Raw genomic sequence first — 19,650 nt, 5'->3', positions numbered from 1 at the left:
TTTCACGCGCTTACGCCTTGGTCACGGAAACCTTGACCCCGCCGGTGATCTCGGCGGCGTCGGCACCCGCGTCACCGAAAGTCAGTGCGGTGGCGAGGATTTCCCCGGCGATCAGGTCACGGTGGGTTGCCGCCCACTCCGCCCGCTCGGCGGGGACATCCAGGATCACGCTGATCCGGTCGGATACCTCGAGGCCCTGTGACTTGCGGGTCTCCTGCAGGTCGCGGATGAGGTCGCGGGCCCAGCCCTCGGCCTCCAGCTCCTCGGTGACCACCGAGTTCAGCACCACCAGGCCGGCATTGCCGGGCAGGGCGGCGGTGGACTCGGGTTCGGCGGCCACCAGGCGCTGGGTGTACTCCTCGGGCAGCAGGGTGATCCCGGCGGCGGACACGACACCGTCGGCGGACTCGCTCCACTCCCCCGCCTTGACGGCCTTGATCACCGTCTGGACCTGCTTGCCGATGCGCGGACCGGCGGCACGCGCGTTGACGACCAGCTCGAACCGGCCGTGCGCGGAGACGTCGGTGGTCAGGTCGACCTTCTTGACGTTGACCTCGTCGGCGATCAGCTCGGTGAACGGCGCCAACCGCTCGGCATCCGCGGCGGCGATGGTGACCTCGGCCAGCGGCAGCCGCACCCGCAGGTTCTGCGCCTTGCGCAGGCTCAGCACGGTGGAGCAGACCACGCGCACCTCGTCCATCGCGGCGACGAGCTCGGGGTCGTGCGGCAGCTCGGTCTCGGACGGCCAGTCGGTGAGGTGCACCGAGCGTTCGCCGGTCAGGCCACGCCAGATGACCTCGGTGATCAGCGGCAGCAGCGGTGCGGCCAGCCGGGTGACCACCTCGAGGACCGTGTGCAGGGTGTCGACCGCGTCGCGATCCTCGGTCCAGAAGCGCGAACGGGACCGGCGCACATACCAATTGGTGAGCGCGTCGGCGAAGCCACGCAGCTCGTCGGCGGCACCGGCGATGTCGTAGGCCTCGAGGGCCTCGGTGACCACGTCGCGGGTGACCGCGAGCTTGGCGAGGATGTAGCGATCGAGCACGTTCGGCGAATCCGTGCGCCACACACCGGGTTTCGAGGCGTACAGCTGCAGGAAGGTCCACGCGTTCCACAGCGGGCGCATCGCGTGGCTCACGCGTTCGCGGATGCCACGCTCGGTGACGATGAGGTTGCCGCCACGCAGGATGGGCGAGCTCATCAGGAACCAGCGCATGGCGTCGGAGCCGTCGCGGTCGAAGACCTCGTTGACGTCGGGGTAGTTGCCCTTCGACTTCGACATCTTCAGGCCGTCTTCACCGAGCACGATGCCGTGCGCGGCAACGGTTTTGAACGCGGGGGAGTCGAACAGCGCGGTCGAGAGCACGTGCAGGGTGTAGAACCAGCCGCGGGTCTGCCCGTTGTACTCGACGATGAAATCGCCCGGGAAGTGGCTGTCGAACCACTCCTTGTTCTCGAACGGGTAGTGCACCTGGGCATAGGGCATCGAGCCCGATTCGAACCAGCAGTCGAGCACCTCGGGCACCCGGCGCATGGTCGACTGCCCGGTGGGGTCGTCGGGATTGGGCCGGGTGAGGTTGTCGATGTGCGGGCGGTGCAGGTCGGTGGGGCGCACGCCGAAGTCGGCTTCGAGTTCGTCGAGCGAGCCGTACACGTCCACGCGCGGGTAGGCCGGGTTGTCCGACACCCACGCCGGGATCGGGCTGCCCCAGTAGCGGTTTCGGCTGATGTTCCAGTCGCGCGCGCCTTCGAGCCACTTGCCGAACTGGCCGTCGCGGATGTGCTCGGGCACCCAGCTGATCTGCTGGTTGAGCTCGACCATCCGATCACGGAACTTGGTGACCGCGACGAACCACGACGGCACGGCCATGTAGATCAGCGGCTGACCGGAACGCCAGCTGTGCGGGTAGGAGTGCTCGATCGTCTCGTGCCGCAACAGTTTTCCGGCGGCCTTGAGATCCTTGATGATCACCGGGTTGGCGTCGAACACCATCAGGCCCTCGTACGGCGGCACCATCGAGGTGAACTTGCCGCCCGGGTCGAGCGGTTGGACGATGTCGATGCCGTTGGCAGTGGCCACGTCCATGTCCTCTTCACCGAAAGCCGGTGCGAGGTGGACGATTCCGGTGCCGGAGTCGGTGGTGACGTAGTCGGCGGTGAGCACGCGGTGCGCGTTGGGGTGGCCGACGAAGAAGTCGAACGGCGGGGCGTAGGACAGGTCGGCCAGCGCCGCACCGTCGTACTCGCCGAGCACCTCCGGCTCGTCGCCCAGTTCGCGGGTGTAGTGCGAAAGACGTTCGGCGGCAAGCAGGTAGCGCTTGTCGTCGGCGCCGCGCACGTGCACGTAACGCACGTCGGGGTGCACCGCGATCGCGAGGTTGGACGGCAGGGTCCACGGGGTGGTGGTCCAGATCAGCGCGTTGGCACCGTCCAGGGCCGCCAGGGGGTGCTCGGCGGGGACGGACAGCACCATGTCGACGGTGACCGCGGGGTCCTGACGCATCTTGTAGGCGTCGTCGAGGCGGGTCTCCTGGTTCGACAGCGGCGTCTGCTCGTACCAGCTGTAGGGCAGCACCCGGAAGCCCTGGTAGATCAGGCCCTTCTCGTGCAGCGACTTGAACGCCCACATGACCGACTCCATGAAGTCCAGGTCGAGGGTCTTGTAGTCGTTGTCGAAGTCGACCCAGCGGGCCTGACGGGTGACGTACTCACGCCACTCGTTGGTGTAGCGCAGCACCGAGGACTTACAGGCGGCATTGAACTCCGCCAGCCCCATCTGCTCGATCTGAGCCTTGTCGGTGATGCCGAGCTGCTTCTCGGCCTCGATCTCGGCGGGCAGGCCGTGGGTGTCCCAGCCGAAGCGGCGGTCGACCTTCTTACCGCGCATGGTCTGGAAGCGCGGGATCAGGTCCTTGACGTACCCGGTGAGCAGGTGGCCGTAGTGCGGCAGGCCGTTGGCGAACGGGGGGCCGTCGTAGAAGACGAACTCTTCCTCGCTGTCGCGGTTGGCGATGCTGGCGCGGAAGGTGTCGTCGCGGGCCCAGTAGTCGAGCACCTGGGTTTCGAGCTCCGGGAAGGACGCGCCCGCGGCCGCGCCGAAATCGACCCGGGGGTATGCGCTACCGGTACTTGTCTCGTCCGCCATCGCGGATTGCTCCTCGTGCCGCCGCGCTCGAAAGGAGCGCGAAATGTGGGCACGGGGACGATGTCGGCGCCGGTGCGCCGTACCGCGGTACCACCCCGTTTGCTCGCACTGTCCCTCGCCGGGAACAACACGAGCCTCTCGTTGTGTGAGCTGTGACGGGCTCACCCGTTCGGTTCTACTGAGCGCGAACGCCGTTCTTCCGAAGACTCCCCGGTGATAGCCGGATCAACGTCATGTGTACTGAAATTCTAACCGGGCGCGTCCAGCCGATATTTCGCGCCCGTTCAGTTCCGTCGGGCGTGTCGGCCGGGTGGGGCCGGTTCGCTCTCGGGTTTTCGACTGGCCAGTGCGCTCACGAGCAAACTCGCGGCACCGACCACGCAGATCAGAATGCAACCCCACGCCCACACCACCGAACCGGTGGCCAGCGCCGCCACGAGCAGTCCGAAACCGATCGTGGCTAGAACAAGCGTCAAGACGAGCATGGCGACTCCCAAAGCCAACCGAGCAGCCCGACGAAAGCTGGGCATTCCCGAATCACGCGGCGCGCTGCGCCGCGCGACCCGGGAACTAGTTTACTTGCCGCCCTTGGCGAAGGAGGCAGGAGCCAGACTGTTGGCCGAACCGTTGGTTTCGCCCGCGAACTCGGCGCCGTCGACCGGCACAGCCGACCCACGGTTCTCGAGCTCTTCCAGCTGCGATTCCAGGTAGGACTTCAGGCGCACGCGGTACTCGCGCTCGAAGGTCTTCAGCTGCTCGATACGGCTTTCCAGCACGGTGCGCTGCTGGGTGATCGTGGCCATGATCTCGGCGTGCTGACGCTCGGCGTCGGCGGTGAGCGCCTCGGCCTTGTCCTTGGCCTGCCGGATCTGGGTGTCGGACCGGTTCTGCGCATCGGCCAGCATCGCGTCGGACTTGCCGCGCGCGTCGGCGATCATCGCTTCCGAACGGGTGCGGGCGTCGCCGACCAGTCGCTCGGAGTTTGCCCGCGCGTTGGACAGCAGACCCTCGGCCTCGGTCTTGGCGTCGGTGGTGAGGCGGTCCGCCATCTCCTGCGCCAGGGTCAGCACCTTCGCGGCCTGCATGTTGGCGTCCGGGCCGGAGTTCTGCACCGGTGCCGCCACGGGCATCGGAGCGGGCGGCGCGACCGGCATCGGCTGCGGAACAGGTTCTGGTGCCGGCGGCGGAGCCTGCTGCACAGGCGCCTTCGCGGCGTTGACCGGGGCGGACCCACGGTTCTTCTTGGCGTCGGCCAGTTCGGTGTCGAGTTCGGCGACCCGCTGACGCAGGTCGGCGTTCTCCTCGATCAGGCGCGAAAGCTCCTGTTCGACGAGATCCAGGAAGGCATCGACCTCGTCCTCGTTGTAGCCGCGCTTACCGATCGGCGGTTTGCTGAACGCGACGTTGTGCACATCGGCAGGAGTCAGCGGCATCGAAGGATCCCTTCACGCGTCTTTTGGAGAACTAGCAAGCGGTCTTCTCGATTCATTGTGTCACACGGAGGTCACGGGCTGCCCGAGCCTACCCACGATCGACATCAGGATGAAGACGAGGAAGAGCAGGACCATTATCGAAAGATCGAGACGGATCCCCCCAAGATTCACAGGAGGTATCAAACGCCTCAGCAGTTTCACCGGGGGGTCGGTGACAGTGAAGATCACCTCGAGGATGACCACCACCACACCGGTGGGGCGCCAGTCGCGCGCGAAACTGCGAATGAACTCCACGATCACCCGACTGATGAGCAACAGCCAGAAGATGAAGAGCACGAGGTACAGAACCGCGAACAGGGCCACGGCATCACTCTGCCGTAAAACCGGCAACGCGCAAAATGGCCGCGCCGCGCAGTGCGCGGGCGGCCATCTCGGCATCGGGGATGCGGACGCTATTTCTGGTTGTAGAAGCCGTTTTCGGCGATCCGACGGCGCTCTTCCGCTGATACGTCGACATCGGCGGGTGAGAGCAGGAACACCTTCGTGGCCACCTTGTCGAACGACCCGCGCAGCGCGAACGCCAGGCCCGCCGCGAAGTCCACCAGACGCTTGGCATCGGCGTTGCTCAGGTCGACCAGGTCCATGATGACCGGGTTGCCCTCGCGGAACCGTTCGCCGATGATCCTGGCCTCGCTGTAGTCGCGCGGACGCAGCGTGGTGATCTTGGACAAGGGACCTCCGTCCTCGAAGATCCCTGGCCGCCGTGCGGGCGCGGGTTCGGGGCGCTCACGCTGCTCCATCCTGCGCTCCTCGGCATCGGGATCGACCGCGAGCGCACCACGAGTGGAGCCACGCATTCCTGGTGCGACACCGCCTGCCCGGAAGGACCGGCCCGACGACGGCGCCGTTTCGATCCTGGTGGGGCGACGCGGCGTCTCGTAGCGATCGTCGGCGTAGGTGTCGGCGACATAGTCGTCGCGACGGGCCTGGTAGGCCGACTTGTAGGCCGGCTGCGGAAAGTCGTCCGCCTCCTCCGCGAAACGGTCTGCACCGTAACGGTCTTCGGCATAGCGGTCGTAGCTGCGCGGGCGGATCCGGTCCGCGCGCTCCTCGGTACCGCGAGGGGCATGATCGTCGACGTAGTCGTCTTCGTACTCATCGAGCGGAACCATGCCGAAGTACGCCTTGAACTTATGCAGGGTACTCATCTGGTCGACCTTCCTTCGGCCCCGGTGGCGGCCGGGTGTTGAAGTTCTTGCTCAGCGCCTCTTCGGCCCAATCGTATGTGTCGAATGTGACTGATGAGGTTTCTTTGCTACGCCGAGGTTATCGGTCGGGTGCCCATCAAGGCGGTTCCGACACGCACACACGTCGAACCGTGTTCGACCGCGATCTCCAAATCACCCGACATACCTGCAGAAAGTTCGGTGGCTTCGGCGTGTTGCGCGAGTAGCGAAGTATGCGACTTCGCAAGCTTCGCAAATGACACATCGGCGGGCGTGTCAAGGGGCGGAATCGCCATCAGACCGGCCAGATGCAGGCCGGGCGCCTTCGCTACGAGGTCGGCCAGAGCGAGCAGATCGGCGGGCGCGACACCCCCGCGTCCGGGGTCGGCGTCCAGGCTCACCTGCAACAGCACCCGCAGCGGCGAGTTACGCTCGCCGGCTGCCAGTGCGTCCTGCGCGGCGCGGTCGAGGGCGTTAGCCAGGCGTTCGCTGTCGACCGAGGCGACGGTGTGCGCCCAGCGCGCTACCGAGCGGGCCTTGTTGCGTTGTAAACGGCCGATCATGTGCCATTCGACGTCGTCGTAGGCCAGTTCGTCGACCTTCGCGGAGGCTTCCTGCTCGCGGGACTCGCCGAATTCACGGCGGCCGAGGGAGTGCAGGATGGCGACGTCGGAGGCGGGGAAGAACTTCGTGACCGGGAGCAGTTTCACCGAACCCGGTGTGCGGCCTGCTGATTCGACCGCGGCGTCGATGCGAGCGAGCAGGCCGTCCAGGCGCGCCGAGAGTTCCGCGGTGCGCGCAGTGGGGTCAGTGGTCATCGGCGTGCTCCGGTGTTCGCGCGGGTGCGGATCCTCGTGCGGGCAGCGTTCGTGCGGGCAGAATCCGGGCGGGCAGTATCCGGGCTCATGCGTTGGTTTCCATCCAGATCACGCCGGCGATGCGGCCGGTGGGGGCGCCGCGGCGGTGGCTGAACAGGGTTTTGTCCTCGATGGTGCAGCGGGGGTCGGTCGCGACACCGGACACGCCCGCTTCGGTGAGCTGTCTGCGGATGCCCGCGCGCAGGTCCAGGCCTGGGGTCTTGCGGACGGTGGTGGTGGCGCTGCCGGGCAGGTGGGCTTCCACGTCGGCCCGCATGGCGGCGGGGACCTCGTACTGGCGACCTGACGCCGCCGGGCCGAGGAAGGCACCGATGCGGTCGATGCGGGCACCGACCGAGACCATCGCCTCGAGCACGCGCGGGACGATGCCGATGCGGGCGCCGATACGGCCCGCGTGGACGGCGGCGATCACGCCCGCCTCGTCGTCGGACAGCAGGATCGGCACACAGTCGGCGGTGAGGACCACCAGCGCCAGGCCGGGCACCGTGGTGACCAGCGCGTCGGTCACCGGGACCGGCTCGTCGCGCGGTCCGTCGACGATCTCGATATTGCGCCCGTGCACCTGTTCCATCCACACCAGGCGGTCCGGCGCGAGGCCGATGCCCTCGGCGAGCCGAATTCGGTTGCGGCGCACGGCTTCCGGATCGTCTCCGACGTGGTCGCCCAGGTTGAACGATTCGTAGGGCGCGGCGGAGAAACCGCCGGCGCGGGTGGTGGTCACCCGGCGGACGTTCACGGTAGGAGGTGCGGAAGTCATGGTTGCCAGGGTAGTGCGGTGGGCAGGTCACCTGGTCACCGCGCGGGGTGACGTGGGCAACCCTCCCAGGACCACGCCGCGCGCGTCACGACGCAGCCCGCGCGTCGCTACGCGCCCGTGGGTCGCGGCGCCACACGTGCAACCGCGATGGCTCGACGTCAGCTACCACTCCCCGCACACGCGAAAGCGCCCGAACTCACAGTGGAGTTCAGGCGCTGTCGGTGGTGCGAAAAACTATCGACGCATGAAGATCGGGATGTCGATGTCGTCGTCATCGTCGCCGTCGTCACGCGGCACCGAGTTGTTGACCTCGTTCATCGCCCGCTCGGTGACCCGTGCGCGCTCGGACTCCCGGTAGCGCTCGGTATCGCGGTAGTTCGGTGCCGCGGCCCGGCCACCGGACACCCCGGCCGTGGCGGGCTCGACGGGACGCGACGGCGCTTCGGGGGCACGCCCCTGGCCGATGGACCCCGCACTGCTGGACCCGATCGGGCCGGACGTGGTCCGGCTCGTGGTGGCCGTGTTGTTCTCGGAACTGCGGCGCGCCGGTCCCCCACCGTCGAATCCCGCGGCGATAACGGTGACACGCACCTCGTCGCCCAGCGAATCGTCGATGACCGTACCGAAGATGATGTTGGCCTCGATGTGCGCGGCCTCCTGCACCAGCGAGGCGGCCTCGTTGATCTCGAACAGGCCCAGATCGGACCCGCCCGCGATCGAGAGCAGCACGCCGTGCGCACCGTCCATGGAAGCCTCGAGCAGCGGCGAATTGATCGCCGTCTCGGCGGCTTTCACCGAACGACCCTCACCGCGTGCGGAGCCGATGCCCATCAGGGCCGAACCGGCACCCGACATCACGGACTTCACGTCGGCGAAGTCGACGTTGATCAAGCCGGGGGTGGTGATCAGGTCGGTAATGCCCTGAACACCGTTGAGCAGCACCTCATCCGCGGAGCGGAAGGCGTCCATCAGACTCACCGCCGCGTCGCCCAGCTGCAGCAGCCGGTCGTTCGGAATGACGATGAGGGTGTCGCACGACTCGCGAAGCAGGTTGATGCCCACTTCGGCCTGGTTCCCGCGACGTTTTCCTTCGAAGGAAAACGGCCGGGTGACGACTCCTATAGTCAACGCCCCCAGCTTGCGGGCGATGCTGGCGACGACAGGGGCGCCGCCGGTTCCGGTGCCACCACCTTCGCCCGCGGTGACGAAGACCATGTCGGCGCCCTTGAGCACCTCTTCGATCTCGTCCTTGTGGTCCTCTGCGGCCTTGCGGCCGACTTCCGGATCGGCTCCGGCGCCGAGGCCTCGGGTGAGTTCACGACCGACGTCGAGTTTGACGTCGGCGTCGCTCATCAGCAGGGCTTGCGCGTCGGTATTGACCGCGATGAACTCGACTCCCTTGAGTCCCTGTTCGATCATTCGGTTGACGGCGTTCACGCCGCCGCCGCCGATACCGACGACCTTGATCACCGCAAGGTAGTTGTGCGGGGGCGTCATGGGCTCTCGCCTTCCTTCGATCTAAAACCCTCAACCTCAACCATAGGGTTGGCGTTATGTCAAGTATCCGACTGCTGCGGAACGCTATTCGCAGCCACTGCGATCCCGGCGCAGGCGCGCCGAGGCAAGAGCCAGAATCTTGTGCCACAAAGAATGTCGCTCACTTTACCGTGACCAGATTCGGACTCGATACGTCGAACACGGTCCCCTCACGGGTCAGCAGCGGCAACACGACGGCGGCTTTGCGCTCGCCATCGCCCGTGCCGCCCCACACTACCTGTCTCCCGTCGCGAAGGCGCAGTGAGACGTCCGAAATCGACCGTGCGACAACCTCACCCACCTGCACCGACAGCGCGGGCGGCAGGGTGACCAGCACATCCACCGCCGCCCTGGTGGCCGCGGGCCCGGTGAACGAGCCCTCCGACAGCAGCATCGGAACCCCGATCGGCGCCTCGGGTTCGATCGCGAATTCGACGCCGTCGGTGTCGATCAGGTGCGCGCCGTCGCCTGCGTCGAAGTACACCACCGCGGTGCGTTCCTCGACGGTGACCAGCACTGTCGAGGGGAATTTACGCTGCACCCGGACAGATCGGACTTTCGGGATCGCGGCCACGCGCTGCGCGATCGCGGTGGTGTCGATGCGCAACATCGAACGGCCGTCCGGGATTTCGAGGCGACCACGCACCTCGGCGTCGGGCACCGCCGACAGTCCGTCGATGCGTACGGTGCGCACCGACAGCGCGGGGGTGAACCAGGCCAACGCCACCAGCAGGCTCACCACCAGCATCGCGACCACCGTCCACAGGCGGTAGCCGTGCCACCCGCGCGCGGCGGGCATCGGCAATCTCATCGGCCGCCCTGCTGCGGCCTGGCGCGCAGGCTGTCGAGAATCTGGGTGCCCAGCATCGTGACATCGCCCGCGCCCATGGTGATCACGACGTCGCCGTCGTGCGCCAGGCCCGCGACCTGCTTGCCGACCTTGGACATATCCGGCTGGTAGTGCACGGGTTTGGTCACCGACCCGGCCACCAGCGCGCCGTTGACGCCGGGCAGCGGGTCTTCGCGGGCACCGTAGACGTCGAGCACGACCACCTCGTCGGCCAGGCTCAGCGCGGTGCCGAACTCGGTGGCGAACGTGGCGGTGCGGCTGTACAGATGCGGCTGGAACACCACGATCACCCGGCCCCTGGTGGTGCGGGCACCGTCGCGGGCCTCCTGGGCGACCAGCTGGGCCGCGGCTTCGAGCACCGCGCGCACCTCGGTGGGGTGGTGCGCGTAGTCGTCGAACACGCGCACGCCGTTCTCCCGGCCGGTGAACTGGAACCGGCGATGCACGCCACCGAAACCCTCCAGTCCCTGGACGATCTCGTCGATGTCGGCGCCGGTGGCGCGCGCGGCCAGCAGCGCGGCCAGTGCGTTCAGTGCCATGTGCCTGCCGGGCACCGACAGGCGCAGCGAGCGCGGCACGGTTTCGCCGTCGAGCTGGAATTCCACGATGCCGCCGACGTCGCGCGGTTGCCAGTCCAGCAGGCGCGCACCGACGGTCACGGGGGCGTCGGTGAGATCGCCGGAGCCGTAACCGAGCACGTCGATGCCGCGTTCTCTCAACCGCGGTGCCACGCGCTGCGCCAAGGCCAGCGAACCGGGATCGTCCAGGCACACCACCAGCAGTCCGCCGGGGGCGAGACGGTCGGCGAAGTCGTCGAAGACCTGGATGTAGGCCTCGTCGGTGCCGAAGTAGTCCAGGTGATCGGATTCGATATTGGTGACCACGGCGACGTCGGGGTCGTATTGCAGCAGTGAGCCGTCGGACTCGTCGGCCTCGGCCACGAAGATGTCGCCGCTGCCGTGGTGGGCGTTGGTGCCCGCCTCGTTGAGCTCGCCGCCCACGGCGAACGACGGGTCGGCGCCGCAGTGCTGCAGGGTGACGATCAGCATCGAGGTGGTGGAGGTCTTGCCGTGGGTGCCCGAGACCAGCAGGGTCTTGTGTCCGCGCATCAGCGCCGCGAGCACGGTCGGGCGCATCAGCACGGGGATGTCGCGCCGGTTCGCTTCGACCAGTTCGGGATTGGTCTTCGGGATGGCGGCGTAGGTGGTGACCACCACGGTCGGGCCGCCGGGCAGCAGGTCCAGCGCGTCGGCGGCGTGGCCGATGCGCACTTGCGCGCCGCGGGCCCGCAGCGACAGCACGCCGCGGCTTTCGCGGGCATCGGAACCGGAGACCTGGCCGCCGCGCGACAGCAGGATCCGCGCGATGCCGGACATGCCCGCACCGCCGATTCCGACCATGTGCACGCGTTCGAGTTCGGGGGGCAGGGCCGTGCCGGTGGACTCGCCGATCGTGCCGCTCTGCTCGCTCATCGGGCCACCTCGGTGACGATCCTGGCGACGGTGTCGGCAGCATCGCGATGGCCCGCGCCAGCGGCGGCGCGGCCCATCTGCGCGAGTGCGGCGGGGTCCAGCAGCAGCGGAATCACCTCATCGATCACATATTTCGGAGTCAGTTCGGCATCGGCCACGATTGTGCCACCACCTTGGGCGACCACCGGTCTGGCGTTGAATTCCTGTTCGCCGTTGCCGTGCGGCAGCGGCACGTAGAACGCGGGCAGCCCGACCGCGGACACCTCGGCCACGGTCATCGCACCGGATCGGCACACCACCGCGTCGGCGGCGGCGTACGCCAGGTCCATCCGCGACAGATACGGCACCGCGACATACGGTGCGGGTGCCCCAGAAGTGCTCACCTCGACGCTGTTCTTGGGGCCGTGCGCGTGCAGCACCGAAACGCCCGCGGCGGCGAGTTGCGGTGCGGCACCGGAGATGGCCTCGTTGAGACTGCGTGCGCCCTGCGAACCACCGAACACCAGCAGCACCGGGCCCTGCGCGGGCAGCCCGAAGTGCGCGCGAGCTTCCGCGCGCAGAGCACCACGGTCGAGTTCGGTGATGGAGGCGCGCACCGGAATGCCGACGACCTGCGCACCAGCCAGTCCCGAATCAGGGACAGCGGCAAGCACTTTCGTGGCCAGGCGAGCACCGACCTTGTTGGCGATGCCTGCCTTGGCGTTGGCCTCGTGCACGATCACCGGAACCTTGCGTTTGCGGCCGAAAAGTCCACCGCGCGCGGCCAGGTACGCGGGCAGGGCGACGTAGCCGCCGAAGCCGATGATCACATCGGCCTGCACGTCGTCGATGACGGCCCTGGTCGCCTTCACCGAGGCCAAAACCCGGCCGGGCAGGCGCAAAAGGTCCGCGGAGGGCTTGCGCGGCAACGGCACCGGCGGGATCAGTTCGAGGGGGTACCCACGTTCGGGCACCAGTTTCGTCTCGAGTCCACGTTCGGTACCCAAGGCGGTGACCCGGATCGAATCGTCGAGTCTGCGCAGCGCGTCGGCTACTGCCAACGCGGGTTCGATGTGGCCTGCGGTTCCTCCGCCTGCGACGATCACCGACAACCCGGATCGCGGGTTACTCACCTGGATATACCTCGTTCTCTGTCTCGATGTGCCCGGTTCACGAAGGCCCGCGTGCTCACGCTCCGCTACCTCCGCCGTTCTGCCGTTTCACCGGGCGGTGTGGCATCGGGTAGGTCGGCTCCCATGCTCTAGTCGACCGTAGCGAACTCGTGCCGCGACTTTCGGGCGCGCGTCGCCTGCGCTGCGGGGCGGGCTCGCGGCGAGGCGGCTGACGTGGGCGTTCGGGTTTGCGCGGCGCGGGTTTGCGCACGGGCGGGGTGTACACCTCCGGCACCGGCAGGCGCAGCAGACGACTGAGTCGACCGTCCTGACCGGCTTTCAACGCCGACACCGCTTCCGGTTCGTGCCGGGCGGCGCTGGCGATGATGCCGAACATGAACAGCGTGATCGCCAGCGACGAACCACCCGCGGACACCAGCGGCAGCTGCAGACCGGTCACCGGCAGCAGGCCGACGACGTAGCCGATGTTGATCAGCGCCTGCGCGGTGATCCAGGTGGTCGCGGTGGCGGTGAGCAGGCGAAGGAACGGGTCCACCGAGCGCAGCGCGATGCGAATGCCCGTGTAGACGAACAGGGCCAGCAGCGCCAGCACCACCATGCAGCCGAGGAAGCCCAGTTCCTCGCCGATGATGGCGAAGATGAAGTCGTTGTGCGAGTTGGGCAGGTAGCTCCACTTGGCGCGACTCTGGCCAAGACCCCGGCCGAGAATGCCGCCGTCGGCCAGGGAGTACTTGGCTTGCAGCGCCTGGTAATTGGCGCCGAGTGGATCGTCGCCGGGATTGAAGAACGCGCGCACGCGGTCGGAGCGATACCCGGCCGACACCGCGAGCACCGCCGCCGCGACCGTGCCGGTGGCCACGATCGCCACGAACAACCGCACGGGCAGCCCACCGAACCACAGCAGCGCCATCAGCACGATGCCCAGCGCGATGGTGGTCGACAGGTTCGGCTCGAGCACCACCAGCAGACACACCAGCAGACCGGCGGGCACCAGCGGCACCAGGATGTCTTTGAGCTGGCCGCCGCGACGCGACGCGAGCAGGTGCGCGCCCCACACGATCAGGGTCACCTTGACCAATTCCGACGGCTGGATCGACAGCGGCCCGATGTCGAACCAGCGGCGCGCCCCACCGACCTTCGTCCCGATGCCGGGGATCAGCACCAGCACCAGCGCGAGCACCGAGATACTGAAGATCGGAAACGACCACTGCCGCAGGAACCGCAACGGCAACCGCAACGCCACATAGAACGCGACCGCACCCAGCGCGGCGAACATGGCCTGCTGGATGAACAGCGCGTAGGCCGACTCCCCGTCGGCATAGGACTCCACGCTCGACGCCGACAACACCATCACCAGACCGAGCACGGTGAGCAGGGTGGCGATGGTGACGATCAGGTGGAACGACGCCAGTGGCCGCGCCAGCCACGCGCCGAAGCGCTCCCCCGCCCAGTTCGGCGTGCCGGAGCGGCGCGACGGTCCGGCGCCCTTGTCCGCTCGACTCGTACTCGGCTGGGCCCGCGTGGTCCCCGCGCTGCCTCGGCTGTCAGCCACGCTGCCCCCTTGTGGGCGGTGAGTTCTGGGCTCGGCGCGGTGTGGTCACAGCGCCCGCCCGATGTCACCGTCTTCCAGTGCCGTCACCGCATCCACGAAACAGCGTCCGCGGTGGGTGTAGTCGTCGTACATGTCCAAAGACGCCGCGGCCGGGGCGAGCAGAACGGTGTCGCCGGGGCCTGCCAGGCCTGCCGCGGCGCGCACCGCGCGGCCCATGACCGCTTCGGCTCGCTGGGATCGGGACGACTCCATGTCTGCATCGTCTCCCGCATCCAGCTGGATGACCGGGACTTCGGGTGCGTGTCGCGCCATCGCGGCGGCGATCACCGGCGCGTCGGCCCCGAAAAGGACCGCGCCGACCAGTCGGTCGCCGATCTCCTCGATCAGGTCGTCCACGCTCGCGCCCTTGAGCAGACCGCCCGCCACCCAGACCACCTGCGGGTGCGCCATGATCGCGGCGCGGGCGGCGTGCGGGTTGGTGGCCTTGGAATCGTCGATGAATTCCACGCCGCCCAGTTCGCGCACGAACGCGGTGCGGTGCGGGCCCACTTTGTGTTCGGCCAGGCCCTCTTTGACGAACTGCGGGGCCACGTCGATGGCCCTGGTCAGCGCGGACGCGGCCAGTGCGTCGGCGATGCCGGCGGGTCCTGGTGGGCTGATGTCGCTGGTCTCGGCCAGGATCGCGGCCTTGGTGAAGGCGCGGTCCAGCAGCTTGCCGTCGACCACGCCGAGTTCGCCGTCGGCGGGGACGCCGATGCGGAAACCGACGGTGCGGCGCGCCTTGGCCTTTCGGGCCAGCGAGCCCGCGACCGGGTCGTCGAGGCCGACCACGCCGACGCGACCGGTCAGCGCGCGCGCTTTCGCGGCGGCGTAGGCGTCGAGGCCGCCGTGCCAATCCAGGTGATCCTCGGCGACGTTGAGCACCACGCCCGCTTCGGGTCGCACCGACGGCGCCCAGTGCAGCTGGAACGAGGACAGTTCCACGGCCAGCACCTGCGGACCGGGGTTGCGGCGCAGCGCGTCCAGGATCGGCAGGCCGATATTGCCGCAGGCCACGCTGGGGATGCCGGCGGCGCGCAGGATCGAGTGCGTCATCTGGGTGGTGGTGGTCTTGCCGTTGGTGCCGGTGACCACCAGCCACTTGCGGACGGGGCCGTAGATGCGGGCCTGATCGACCCACCACGCGAATTCGACGTCGCCCCACACGGGCACGCCCTCGGTGACCGCGGAGACCAGCACCGGCGAATCCGGTCGCCAGCCGGGGCTGGTGATCACCAGCGCGAAGCGGCTCAGGTCGGCTTTCTCGAGTTCGACGCTGGGCGCGATCTCGAGGCCGAGTTCGGCGGCTTCGGCCAGGGCCTTGGCGCCGTTGTCGGTGACCACGGGGTGCGCGCCGATATCGCGCAGCGGTTCGATCAGCGAGCGTCCGGAGACGCCCCAACCGGCCACGAGAACGTCACGGCCACGCAGGAATTCCAGCATGGGGCCCGGGGAACGCAGGGCGCGGGGCGAGTGTTCGACCATGTTTCGATTCACCCGACCTGTGACAGATATTCGCTATAGAACAGGCCCAGACCCACTGCGGCGGAGATGCCCGCCAATATCCAGAACCGGATGATCACCGTGGTTTCGGCCCACTTACTCAACTCGAAGTGATGGTGGAACGGCGCCATCTTGAACAGGCGATTGCGGGTGGTGCGGTACACCACGACCTGCAGCACCACCGACGCCGCCTCGGCGACGAACAACGCGCCGATCACGGCCATCAGCAGTTCGGTGCGAGTGGTGACCGACAGACCGGCGATCAGGCCACCCAGCGCCAGCGAACCGGTGTCGCCCATGAAGATCCGCGCGGGCGCGGCGTTCCACCAGAGGAAGCCGATGCACGCGGCGGCCGCGGCGGCACAGACCAGCGCCAGGTCGAGGGGGTCGCGCACGTTGTAGCAGCCGGCTTCGGGGCTGGTGGCGCAGGCGTTGCGGAACTGCCAGAAGGTGATGATCACGTAGGCACCCAGCAGCAGGCTCATCGAACCCGCCGCGAGACCGTCGAGTCCATCGGTCAGATTGACCGCGTTGGACCAGGCCACGACCAGCAGCAGCACCCAGATGACGAAAACGACCGCACCCATGGAGACGGTGTTCCAGTCGCGCACATACGACAGGTGCTGGCTGGCGGGGGCAAGGCCGTCGGTGTTGCGGAACTGCAACACCAGCACCGCGAAGATGACCGCCGCCGCGGTTTGCCCGATGTACTTGCCCGCGGCCGACAGCCCGAGGTTGCGCTGCTTGCGCAGTTTGATGAAGTCGTCGAGGAAGCCGACGATGCCCAGCGCGGTGGTCAGGCCGAGCACGAGCAGACCCGACGCGGTGGGACCTTCGGCGTCGTAGCCGATGCCGATCAGGTGCGAGCCGAGGTAGCCCGCCCACATGCCGATCAGGATGGCGACACCGCCCATGGTGGGGGTGCCGCGCTTGGCCTGGTGGCTGGCCGGGCCGTCGACCCGGATCTCCTGGCCGAAGCCCTGTTTGGCGAAAACCCGAACCAGCAACGGCGTCAACAGGATCGACACCGCCAGTGCGATCCCCGCCGCGAACAAGATTTGCCTCATCGAGCTTTGTTACCTTCCGCTGCCCCGGTCAGGTGCTCGGCGACGACCCAGAGGCCGACCGCCTTCGACGCCTTGACCAGTACCACATCGCCGGGGGCGATCTCGTCGTCGAGCAGCGCGATCGCCGCGTCGATATCGGGAACGAGGATCGATTCCTCGCCCCAAGAGCCTTCCATTACCGCTCCCTGGTGCAAGCCGTGGGAGGGTCGTCCGGTGCCGACCACGATCAACCGGTCGACATCAAGGCGTACGGCCAGGCGTCCGATCGCGTCGTGTTCGATCACCGAGGTGTCGCCCAGTTCGCCCATCTCGCCCAGTACGGCCCAGCTGCGCCGGTTGGCCGGTTTGGCCATGGTGACCAGCGCTTTGAGCGCCGCGCGCACCGAGTCGGGGTTGGCGTTGTAGGAGTCGTTGATGACGGTGACGCCGTCGGGGGTGGTCGTGACGTCCATGCGGCGCACCGAGGCCGCGGTCGCGCCCGCCAGTGCCGTGGCCACGGTCTCGAGGTCGGCGCCGCATTCCAGGGCCACGGCCGCGGCGGCCAGTGCGTTGCCGACCTGGTGTTCGCCGCTGACCGCGAGCTGCACCGGGATCGACTCGCCGTTCGCGTGCATCGTGAAGTGGGCGCGGGCCTGGCCGTCGGTGGTCACGTCGGTGGCGCGGATGTCGGCGTCGCCGGACAGGCCGACCGTGACCACGCGGGCCTTGGTGCGCGAGGCCATGGCGGCCACGTTCGGGTCGTCGGCGTTGAGCACCGCCAGGCCTTCGGCGGGCAGGGCTTCCACGAGTTCGCCCTTGGCCTGCGCGATGGCTTCGCGGCTGCCGAATTCGCCGAGGTGAGCGGTGCCGACATTGAGCACGACGCCGATGCGCGGGGGTGCGATGCGGGCCAGTGCGGCGATGTGGCCGCGGCCGCGCGCGGACAGTTCCAGTGCCAGGAACCGGGTTTCCGCGCCTGCGCGCAGGGCGGTCCAGGGGTGGCCCAGTTCGTTGTTGAACGAGCCGGGCGGCGCGACGACCGCACCCAGCGGCGCGAGCACCGCGGCGAGCAGATCCTTGGTCGAGGTCTTGCCCGAGGATCCGGTGACGCCCACGACGGTGAGTCCGGTGCGCTGCGCCAGGCGTTGCGTGCTGACGCGGGCCAGTTCGGCAAGCGCCGACAGTACCGCGGCGCCGGAACCGTCGCCGTCGTGGCTCAGCGCCACCGAAGTGGCCGGGACCGAACCGAGTTCGGGGGTGACCACGATCGCGGGCACGCCGACCGGTCGGGCCGCCAGGACCGCGACCGCACCGGCGGCGATCGCGGTGGCCGCGTAGTCGTGTCCGTCGGAGTTGGCGCCCGGTAGCGCGAGGAACAGATCGCCGGAACCGATTCGGCGCGAATCGAATTCGACCGAGCCGGTCACCAGTGCCTGGGGGTCGGGTACGTCGTGCAGCTGTCCGCCGACCACGTCCGCGATCTCCCGCAGTGTCATCTCGATCATGAAACCGTCAAATCCTCCGAGTCCGCACGCGGACTCTGTTGTGTCCGCAGGGCATCCAGCGCCGCGGCGACCACCTCGCGGTCGTCGAACGGCTGCTTGACGCCCTTGATCTCCTGGCCCGACTCGTGGCCCTTACCCGCCACGAGCACCACGTCGCCCGCGCGCGCCCAGTTCACCGCGGCGGCAATGGCTTGTGCGCGGTCGCCGATCTCGCGGATCTCGCCGCGGTCGGTGTCGGGGATGTCGTGGGCACCGGCCACCACGGCGGCTCTGATGGCCGCCGGGTCCTCGGTGCGCGGGTTGTCGTCGGTGACGATGAGCAGGTCCGCGCGGGCGGCCGCGGCGCCCATGAGCGGACGTTTGGCCATGTCGCGGTCGCCGCCCGCGCCGAGTACGACGGCGAGCCTGCCGGTGCCCGCCTCGTCGAGGTGACCGCGCAGGGTGGTCACCACGGATTCGATGGCGGCGGGCTTGTGCGCGTAATCGACCACGGCGAGGAAGTCCTGGCCGTGTTCCACCCGCTGCATCCGGCCCGGCACGTCGACCACGGCCAGCGCGGGTGCCGCGATCGCGGGGTCGACGCCTGCCGCGGCGCAGGTGGCCACGGCCAGCAGGGCATTGGCGACGTTGTAGCGGCCGGGCAGGCGCAGGCGCACCGTGAGGTCGCCGTCGGGGGTCGCGGCGGTGAATTCCTGTTCGCCGCCGGTCGTTTTGATGTCGCCGACCACGGACCAGGTCGCCGCGCCGGTGGTCGACACGGTGATCGGGTCGACCAGGTCGCCCGCCAGGCGGGTGCCCCACTCGTCGTCGACGCAGATCACCGCGGTGCGCGCGGCGATCGGCGAATCCGCGTCGAACAGTCGACGTTTGGCGGCGAAGTAGTCCTCGAAGTCTTTGTGGAAGTCCAGGTGATCCTGGGACAGATTCGTGAACGCGCCGACCGCGAACCGCACCCCGTCGACCCGGCCCAGTGCCAGCGCGTGGCTGGACACCTCCATCACGACCGCGTCGACACCCTGCTCGACCATCGCGGCGAACATCGCGTGCAACTGCGGCGCCTCGGGAGTGGTGAGCGCGCTGGGAACGCGGCGGCCGCCGATGCGAGTCTCGATCGTGCCGATCAGGCCGGTGGACAGTCCGGCCGCGACCAGACCGGCTTCGACCAGGTACGAGGTGGTGGTCTTGCCGGAAGTTCCGGTGATGCCGATGATGCGCAGCTTGTCGCTCGGATGGCCGTAGATCTCGGCAGAGAGTTCGCCGAGCACCGCGCGGGGCTGTTCGCGCACCAGCACGGGGACAGCCACGTCGCCGATCAGCGCGGCGCCCGCGGCATCGGTGAACACGGCCACCGCGCCCGCGGCGATCGCGTCGGCGGCGAAACGGGCACCGTGCGAGTTCGCGCCGGGCAGACCGACGAACAGGTCGCCGGGGCGCACCGCGTTGGAGCGTTGTTCGATGCCGGTGACCGTCACGTCGCCCGATACCGGCGTCGCCGACGTGGCACCGGTGAGGTGCAGCAGCGCCTGCAGCGGGGTCGACAGCGCAGTGGTTGGCCGGAGCGCGTGCGGGCTGGACTGCGCGGGCACAAGGCTCCTC

16 protein-coding genes are annotated in these 19,650 nt (G+C 68.4%); all 16 read right to left on the bottom strand.

The window, feature by feature from the left end; translation table 11 throughout:
• Positions 1-10 precede the first annotated feature (10 nt).
• Positions 11-3,145 (bottom strand): isoleucine--tRNA ligase, encoded by a 3,135-nt coding sequence (gene ileS / locus ACFWU5_RS11400; protein ID WP_379267043.1) that lies wholly within the window; start codon positions 3,143-3,145, stop codon positions 11-13.
• Positions 3,146-3,429: 284 nt separating this feature from the next.
• The gene (locus ACFWU5_RS11395; RefSeq protein WP_379244250.1) at positions 3,430-3,630 is read right to left on the bottom strand and encodes a hypothetical protein; all 201 of its coding nucleotides are present in this window, start codon (positions 3,628-3,630) and stop codon (positions 3,430-3,432) included.
• 90 nt (positions 3,631-3,720) lie between these two features.
• Positions 3,721-4,578, bottom strand: coding sequence for a DivIVA domain-containing protein (locus tag ACFWU5_RS11390; RefSeq protein ID WP_379244248.1), 858 nt, complete (start codon positions 4,576-4,578; stop codon positions 3,721-3,723).
• Between the two features lie 60 nt (positions 4,579-4,638).
• On the bottom strand, positions 4,639-4,941 hold the full coding sequence (locus ACFWU5_RS11385; RefSeq protein WP_379244246.1) for a YggT family protein: 303 nt from the start codon (positions 4,939-4,941) through the stop codon (positions 4,639-4,641).
• A gap of 89 nt (positions 4,942-5,030) precedes the next feature.
• A complete protein-coding gene (locus ACFWU5_RS11380) occupies positions 5,031-5,786 on the bottom strand; it encodes a cell division protein SepF (protein WP_379244244.1) in 756 nt (251 codons plus the stop codon).
• A 107-nt stretch (positions 5,787-5,893) separates the two neighbouring features.
• Positions 5,894-6,622: a YggS family pyridoxal phosphate-dependent enzyme gene (locus ACFWU5_RS11375; RefSeq protein WP_379244242.1), complete on the bottom strand. Its 729-nt coding sequence runs from the start codon at positions 6,620-6,622 to the stop codon at positions 5,894-5,896.
• Positions 6,623-6,707: 85 nt separating this feature from the next.
• Positions 6,708-7,439, bottom strand: coding sequence for a peptidoglycan editing factor PgeF (gene pgeF, locus ACFWU5_RS11370; RefSeq protein ID WP_379244240.1), 732 nt, complete (start codon positions 7,437-7,439; stop codon positions 6,708-6,710).
• Positions 7,440-7,673: 234 nt separating this feature from the next.
• Positions 7,674-8,936 carry a cell division protein FtsZ gene (gene ftsZ / locus ACFWU5_RS11365; protein WP_379267042.1) on the bottom strand — a complete coding sequence of 421 codons (1,263 nt, stop codon included), beginning with the start codon at positions 8,934-8,936 and terminating at the stop codon, positions 7,674-7,676.
• Positions 8,937-9,096: 160 nt separating this feature from the next.
• Positions 9,097-9,786: a cell division protein FtsQ/DivIB gene (locus ACFWU5_RS11360; protein ID WP_379244237.1), complete on the bottom strand. Its 690-nt coding sequence runs from the start codon at positions 9,784-9,786 to the stop codon at positions 9,097-9,099.
• Positions 9,783-11,297 carry a UDP-N-acetylmuramate--L-alanine ligase gene (gene murC, locus ACFWU5_RS11355; RefSeq protein WP_379244235.1) on the bottom strand — a complete coding sequence of 505 codons (1,515 nt, stop codon included), beginning with the start codon at positions 11,295-11,297 and terminating at the stop codon, positions 9,783-9,785. The genes ACFWU5_RS11360 and murC overlap by 4 nt, the downstream gene beginning before the upstream one ends.
• Positions 11,294-12,409 carry an undecaprenyldiphospho-muramoylpentapeptide beta-N-acetylglucosaminyltransferase gene (murG, locus tag ACFWU5_RS11350; RefSeq protein WP_379267040.1) on the bottom strand — a complete coding sequence of 372 codons (1,116 nt, stop codon included), beginning with the start codon at positions 12,407-12,409 and terminating at the stop codon, positions 11,294-11,296. Before murG ends, murC begins: the two co-directional genes overlap by 4 nt.
• A gap of 55 nt (positions 12,410-12,464) precedes the next feature.
• A complete protein-coding gene (gene ftsW, locus ACFWU5_RS11345; RefSeq protein ID WP_379267079.1) occupies positions 12,465-13,832 on the bottom strand; it encodes a putative lipid II flippase FtsW in 1,368 nt (455 codons plus the stop codon).
• A gap of 174 nt (positions 13,833-14,006) precedes the next feature.
• Positions 14,007-15,443: a UDP-N-acetylmuramoyl-L-alanine--D-glutamate ligase gene (gene murD / locus ACFWU5_RS11340; RefSeq protein WP_379267077.1), complete on the bottom strand. Its 1,437-nt coding sequence runs from the start codon at positions 15,441-15,443 to the stop codon at positions 14,007-14,009.
• A 50-nt stretch (positions 15,444-15,493) separates the two neighbouring features.
• The gene (gene mraY, locus ACFWU5_RS11335; protein WP_379244231.1) at positions 15,494-16,570 is read right to left on the bottom strand and encodes a phospho-N-acetylmuramoyl-pentapeptide-transferase; all 1,077 of its coding nucleotides are present in this window, start codon (positions 16,568-16,570) and stop codon (positions 15,494-15,496) included.
• Positions 16,567-18,054 (bottom strand): UDP-N-acetylmuramoyl-tripeptide--D-alanyl-D-alanine ligase, encoded by a 1,488-nt coding sequence (gene murF / locus ACFWU5_RS11330; protein WP_379267039.1) that lies wholly within the window; start codon positions 18,052-18,054, stop codon positions 16,567-16,569. The genes mraY and murF overlap by 4 nt, the downstream gene beginning before the upstream one ends.
• Positions 18,051-19,640: a UDP-N-acetylmuramoyl-L-alanyl-D-glutamate--2,6-diaminopimelate ligase gene (locus ACFWU5_RS11325; RefSeq protein WP_379267038.1), complete on the bottom strand. Its 1,590-nt coding sequence runs from the start codon at positions 19,638-19,640 to the stop codon at positions 18,051-18,053. The genes murF and ACFWU5_RS11325 overlap by 4 nt, the downstream gene beginning before the upstream one ends.
• Positions 19,641-19,650: the final 10 nt, after the last annotated feature.

The sequence above is a fragment of the Nocardia sp. NPDC058640 genome (genome assembly GCF_042716995.1).
Taxonomy (GTDB): domain Bacteria; phylum Actinomycetota; class Actinomycetes; order Mycobacteriales; family Mycobacteriaceae; genus Nocardia.
Note: the sequence above shows the minus strand (reverse complement) of the source record. Positions and strands in the feature narration are given on the sequence as shown.

What these genes read in the sequence shown, in the direction of transcription:
- ACFWU5_RS11375 (WP_379244242.1), bottom strand. Translation starts at nt 6,622, where the DNA reads ATGACCACTGACCCCACTGCGCGCACCGCGGAACTCTCGGCGCGCCTG.
- ACFWU5_RS11380 (WP_379244244.1), bottom strand. Translation starts at nt 5,786, where the DNA reads ATGAGTACCCTGCATAAGTTCAAGGCGTACTTCGGCATGGTTCCGCTC.
- murF (WP_379267039.1), bottom strand. Translation starts at nt 18,054, where the DNA reads ATGATCGAGATGACACTGCGGGAGATCGCGGACGTGGTCGGCGGACAG.
- pgeF (WP_379244240.1), bottom strand. Translation starts at nt 7,439, where the DNA reads ATGACTTCCGCACCTCCTACCGTGAACGTCCGCCGGGTGACCACCACC.
- mraY (WP_379244231.1), bottom strand. Translation starts at nt 16,570, where the DNA reads ATGAGGCAAATCTTGTTCGCGGCGGGGATCGCACTGGCGGTGTCGATC.
- murD (WP_379267077.1), bottom strand. Translation starts at nt 15,443, where the DNA reads ATGCTGGAATTCCTGCGTGGCCGTGACGTTCTCGTGGCCGGTTGGGGC.
- ACFWU5_RS11360 (WP_379244237.1), bottom strand. Translation starts at nt 9,786, where the DNA reads ATGAGATTGCCGATGCCCGCCGCGCGCGGGTGGCACGGCTACCGCCTG.
- murC (WP_379244235.1), bottom strand. Translation starts at nt 11,297, where the DNA reads ATGAGCGAGCAGAGCGGCACGATCGGCGAGTCCACCGGCACGGCCCTG.
- ftsZ (WP_379267042.1), bottom strand. Translation starts at nt 8,936, where the DNA reads ATGACGCCCCCGCACAACTACCTTGCGGTGATCAAGGTCGTCGGTATC.
- ACFWU5_RS11390 (WP_379244248.1), bottom strand. Translation starts at nt 4,578, where the DNA reads ATGCCGCTGACTCCTGCCGATGTGCACAACGTCGCGTTCAGCAAACCG.
- ACFWU5_RS11395 (WP_379244250.1), bottom strand. Translation starts at nt 3,630, where the DNA reads ATGCTCGTCTTGACGCTTGTTCTAGCCACGATCGGTTTCGGACTGCTC.
- ileS (WP_379267043.1), bottom strand. Translation starts at nt 3,145, where the DNA reads ATGGCGGACGAGACAAGTACCGGTAGCGCATACCCCCGGGTCGATTTC.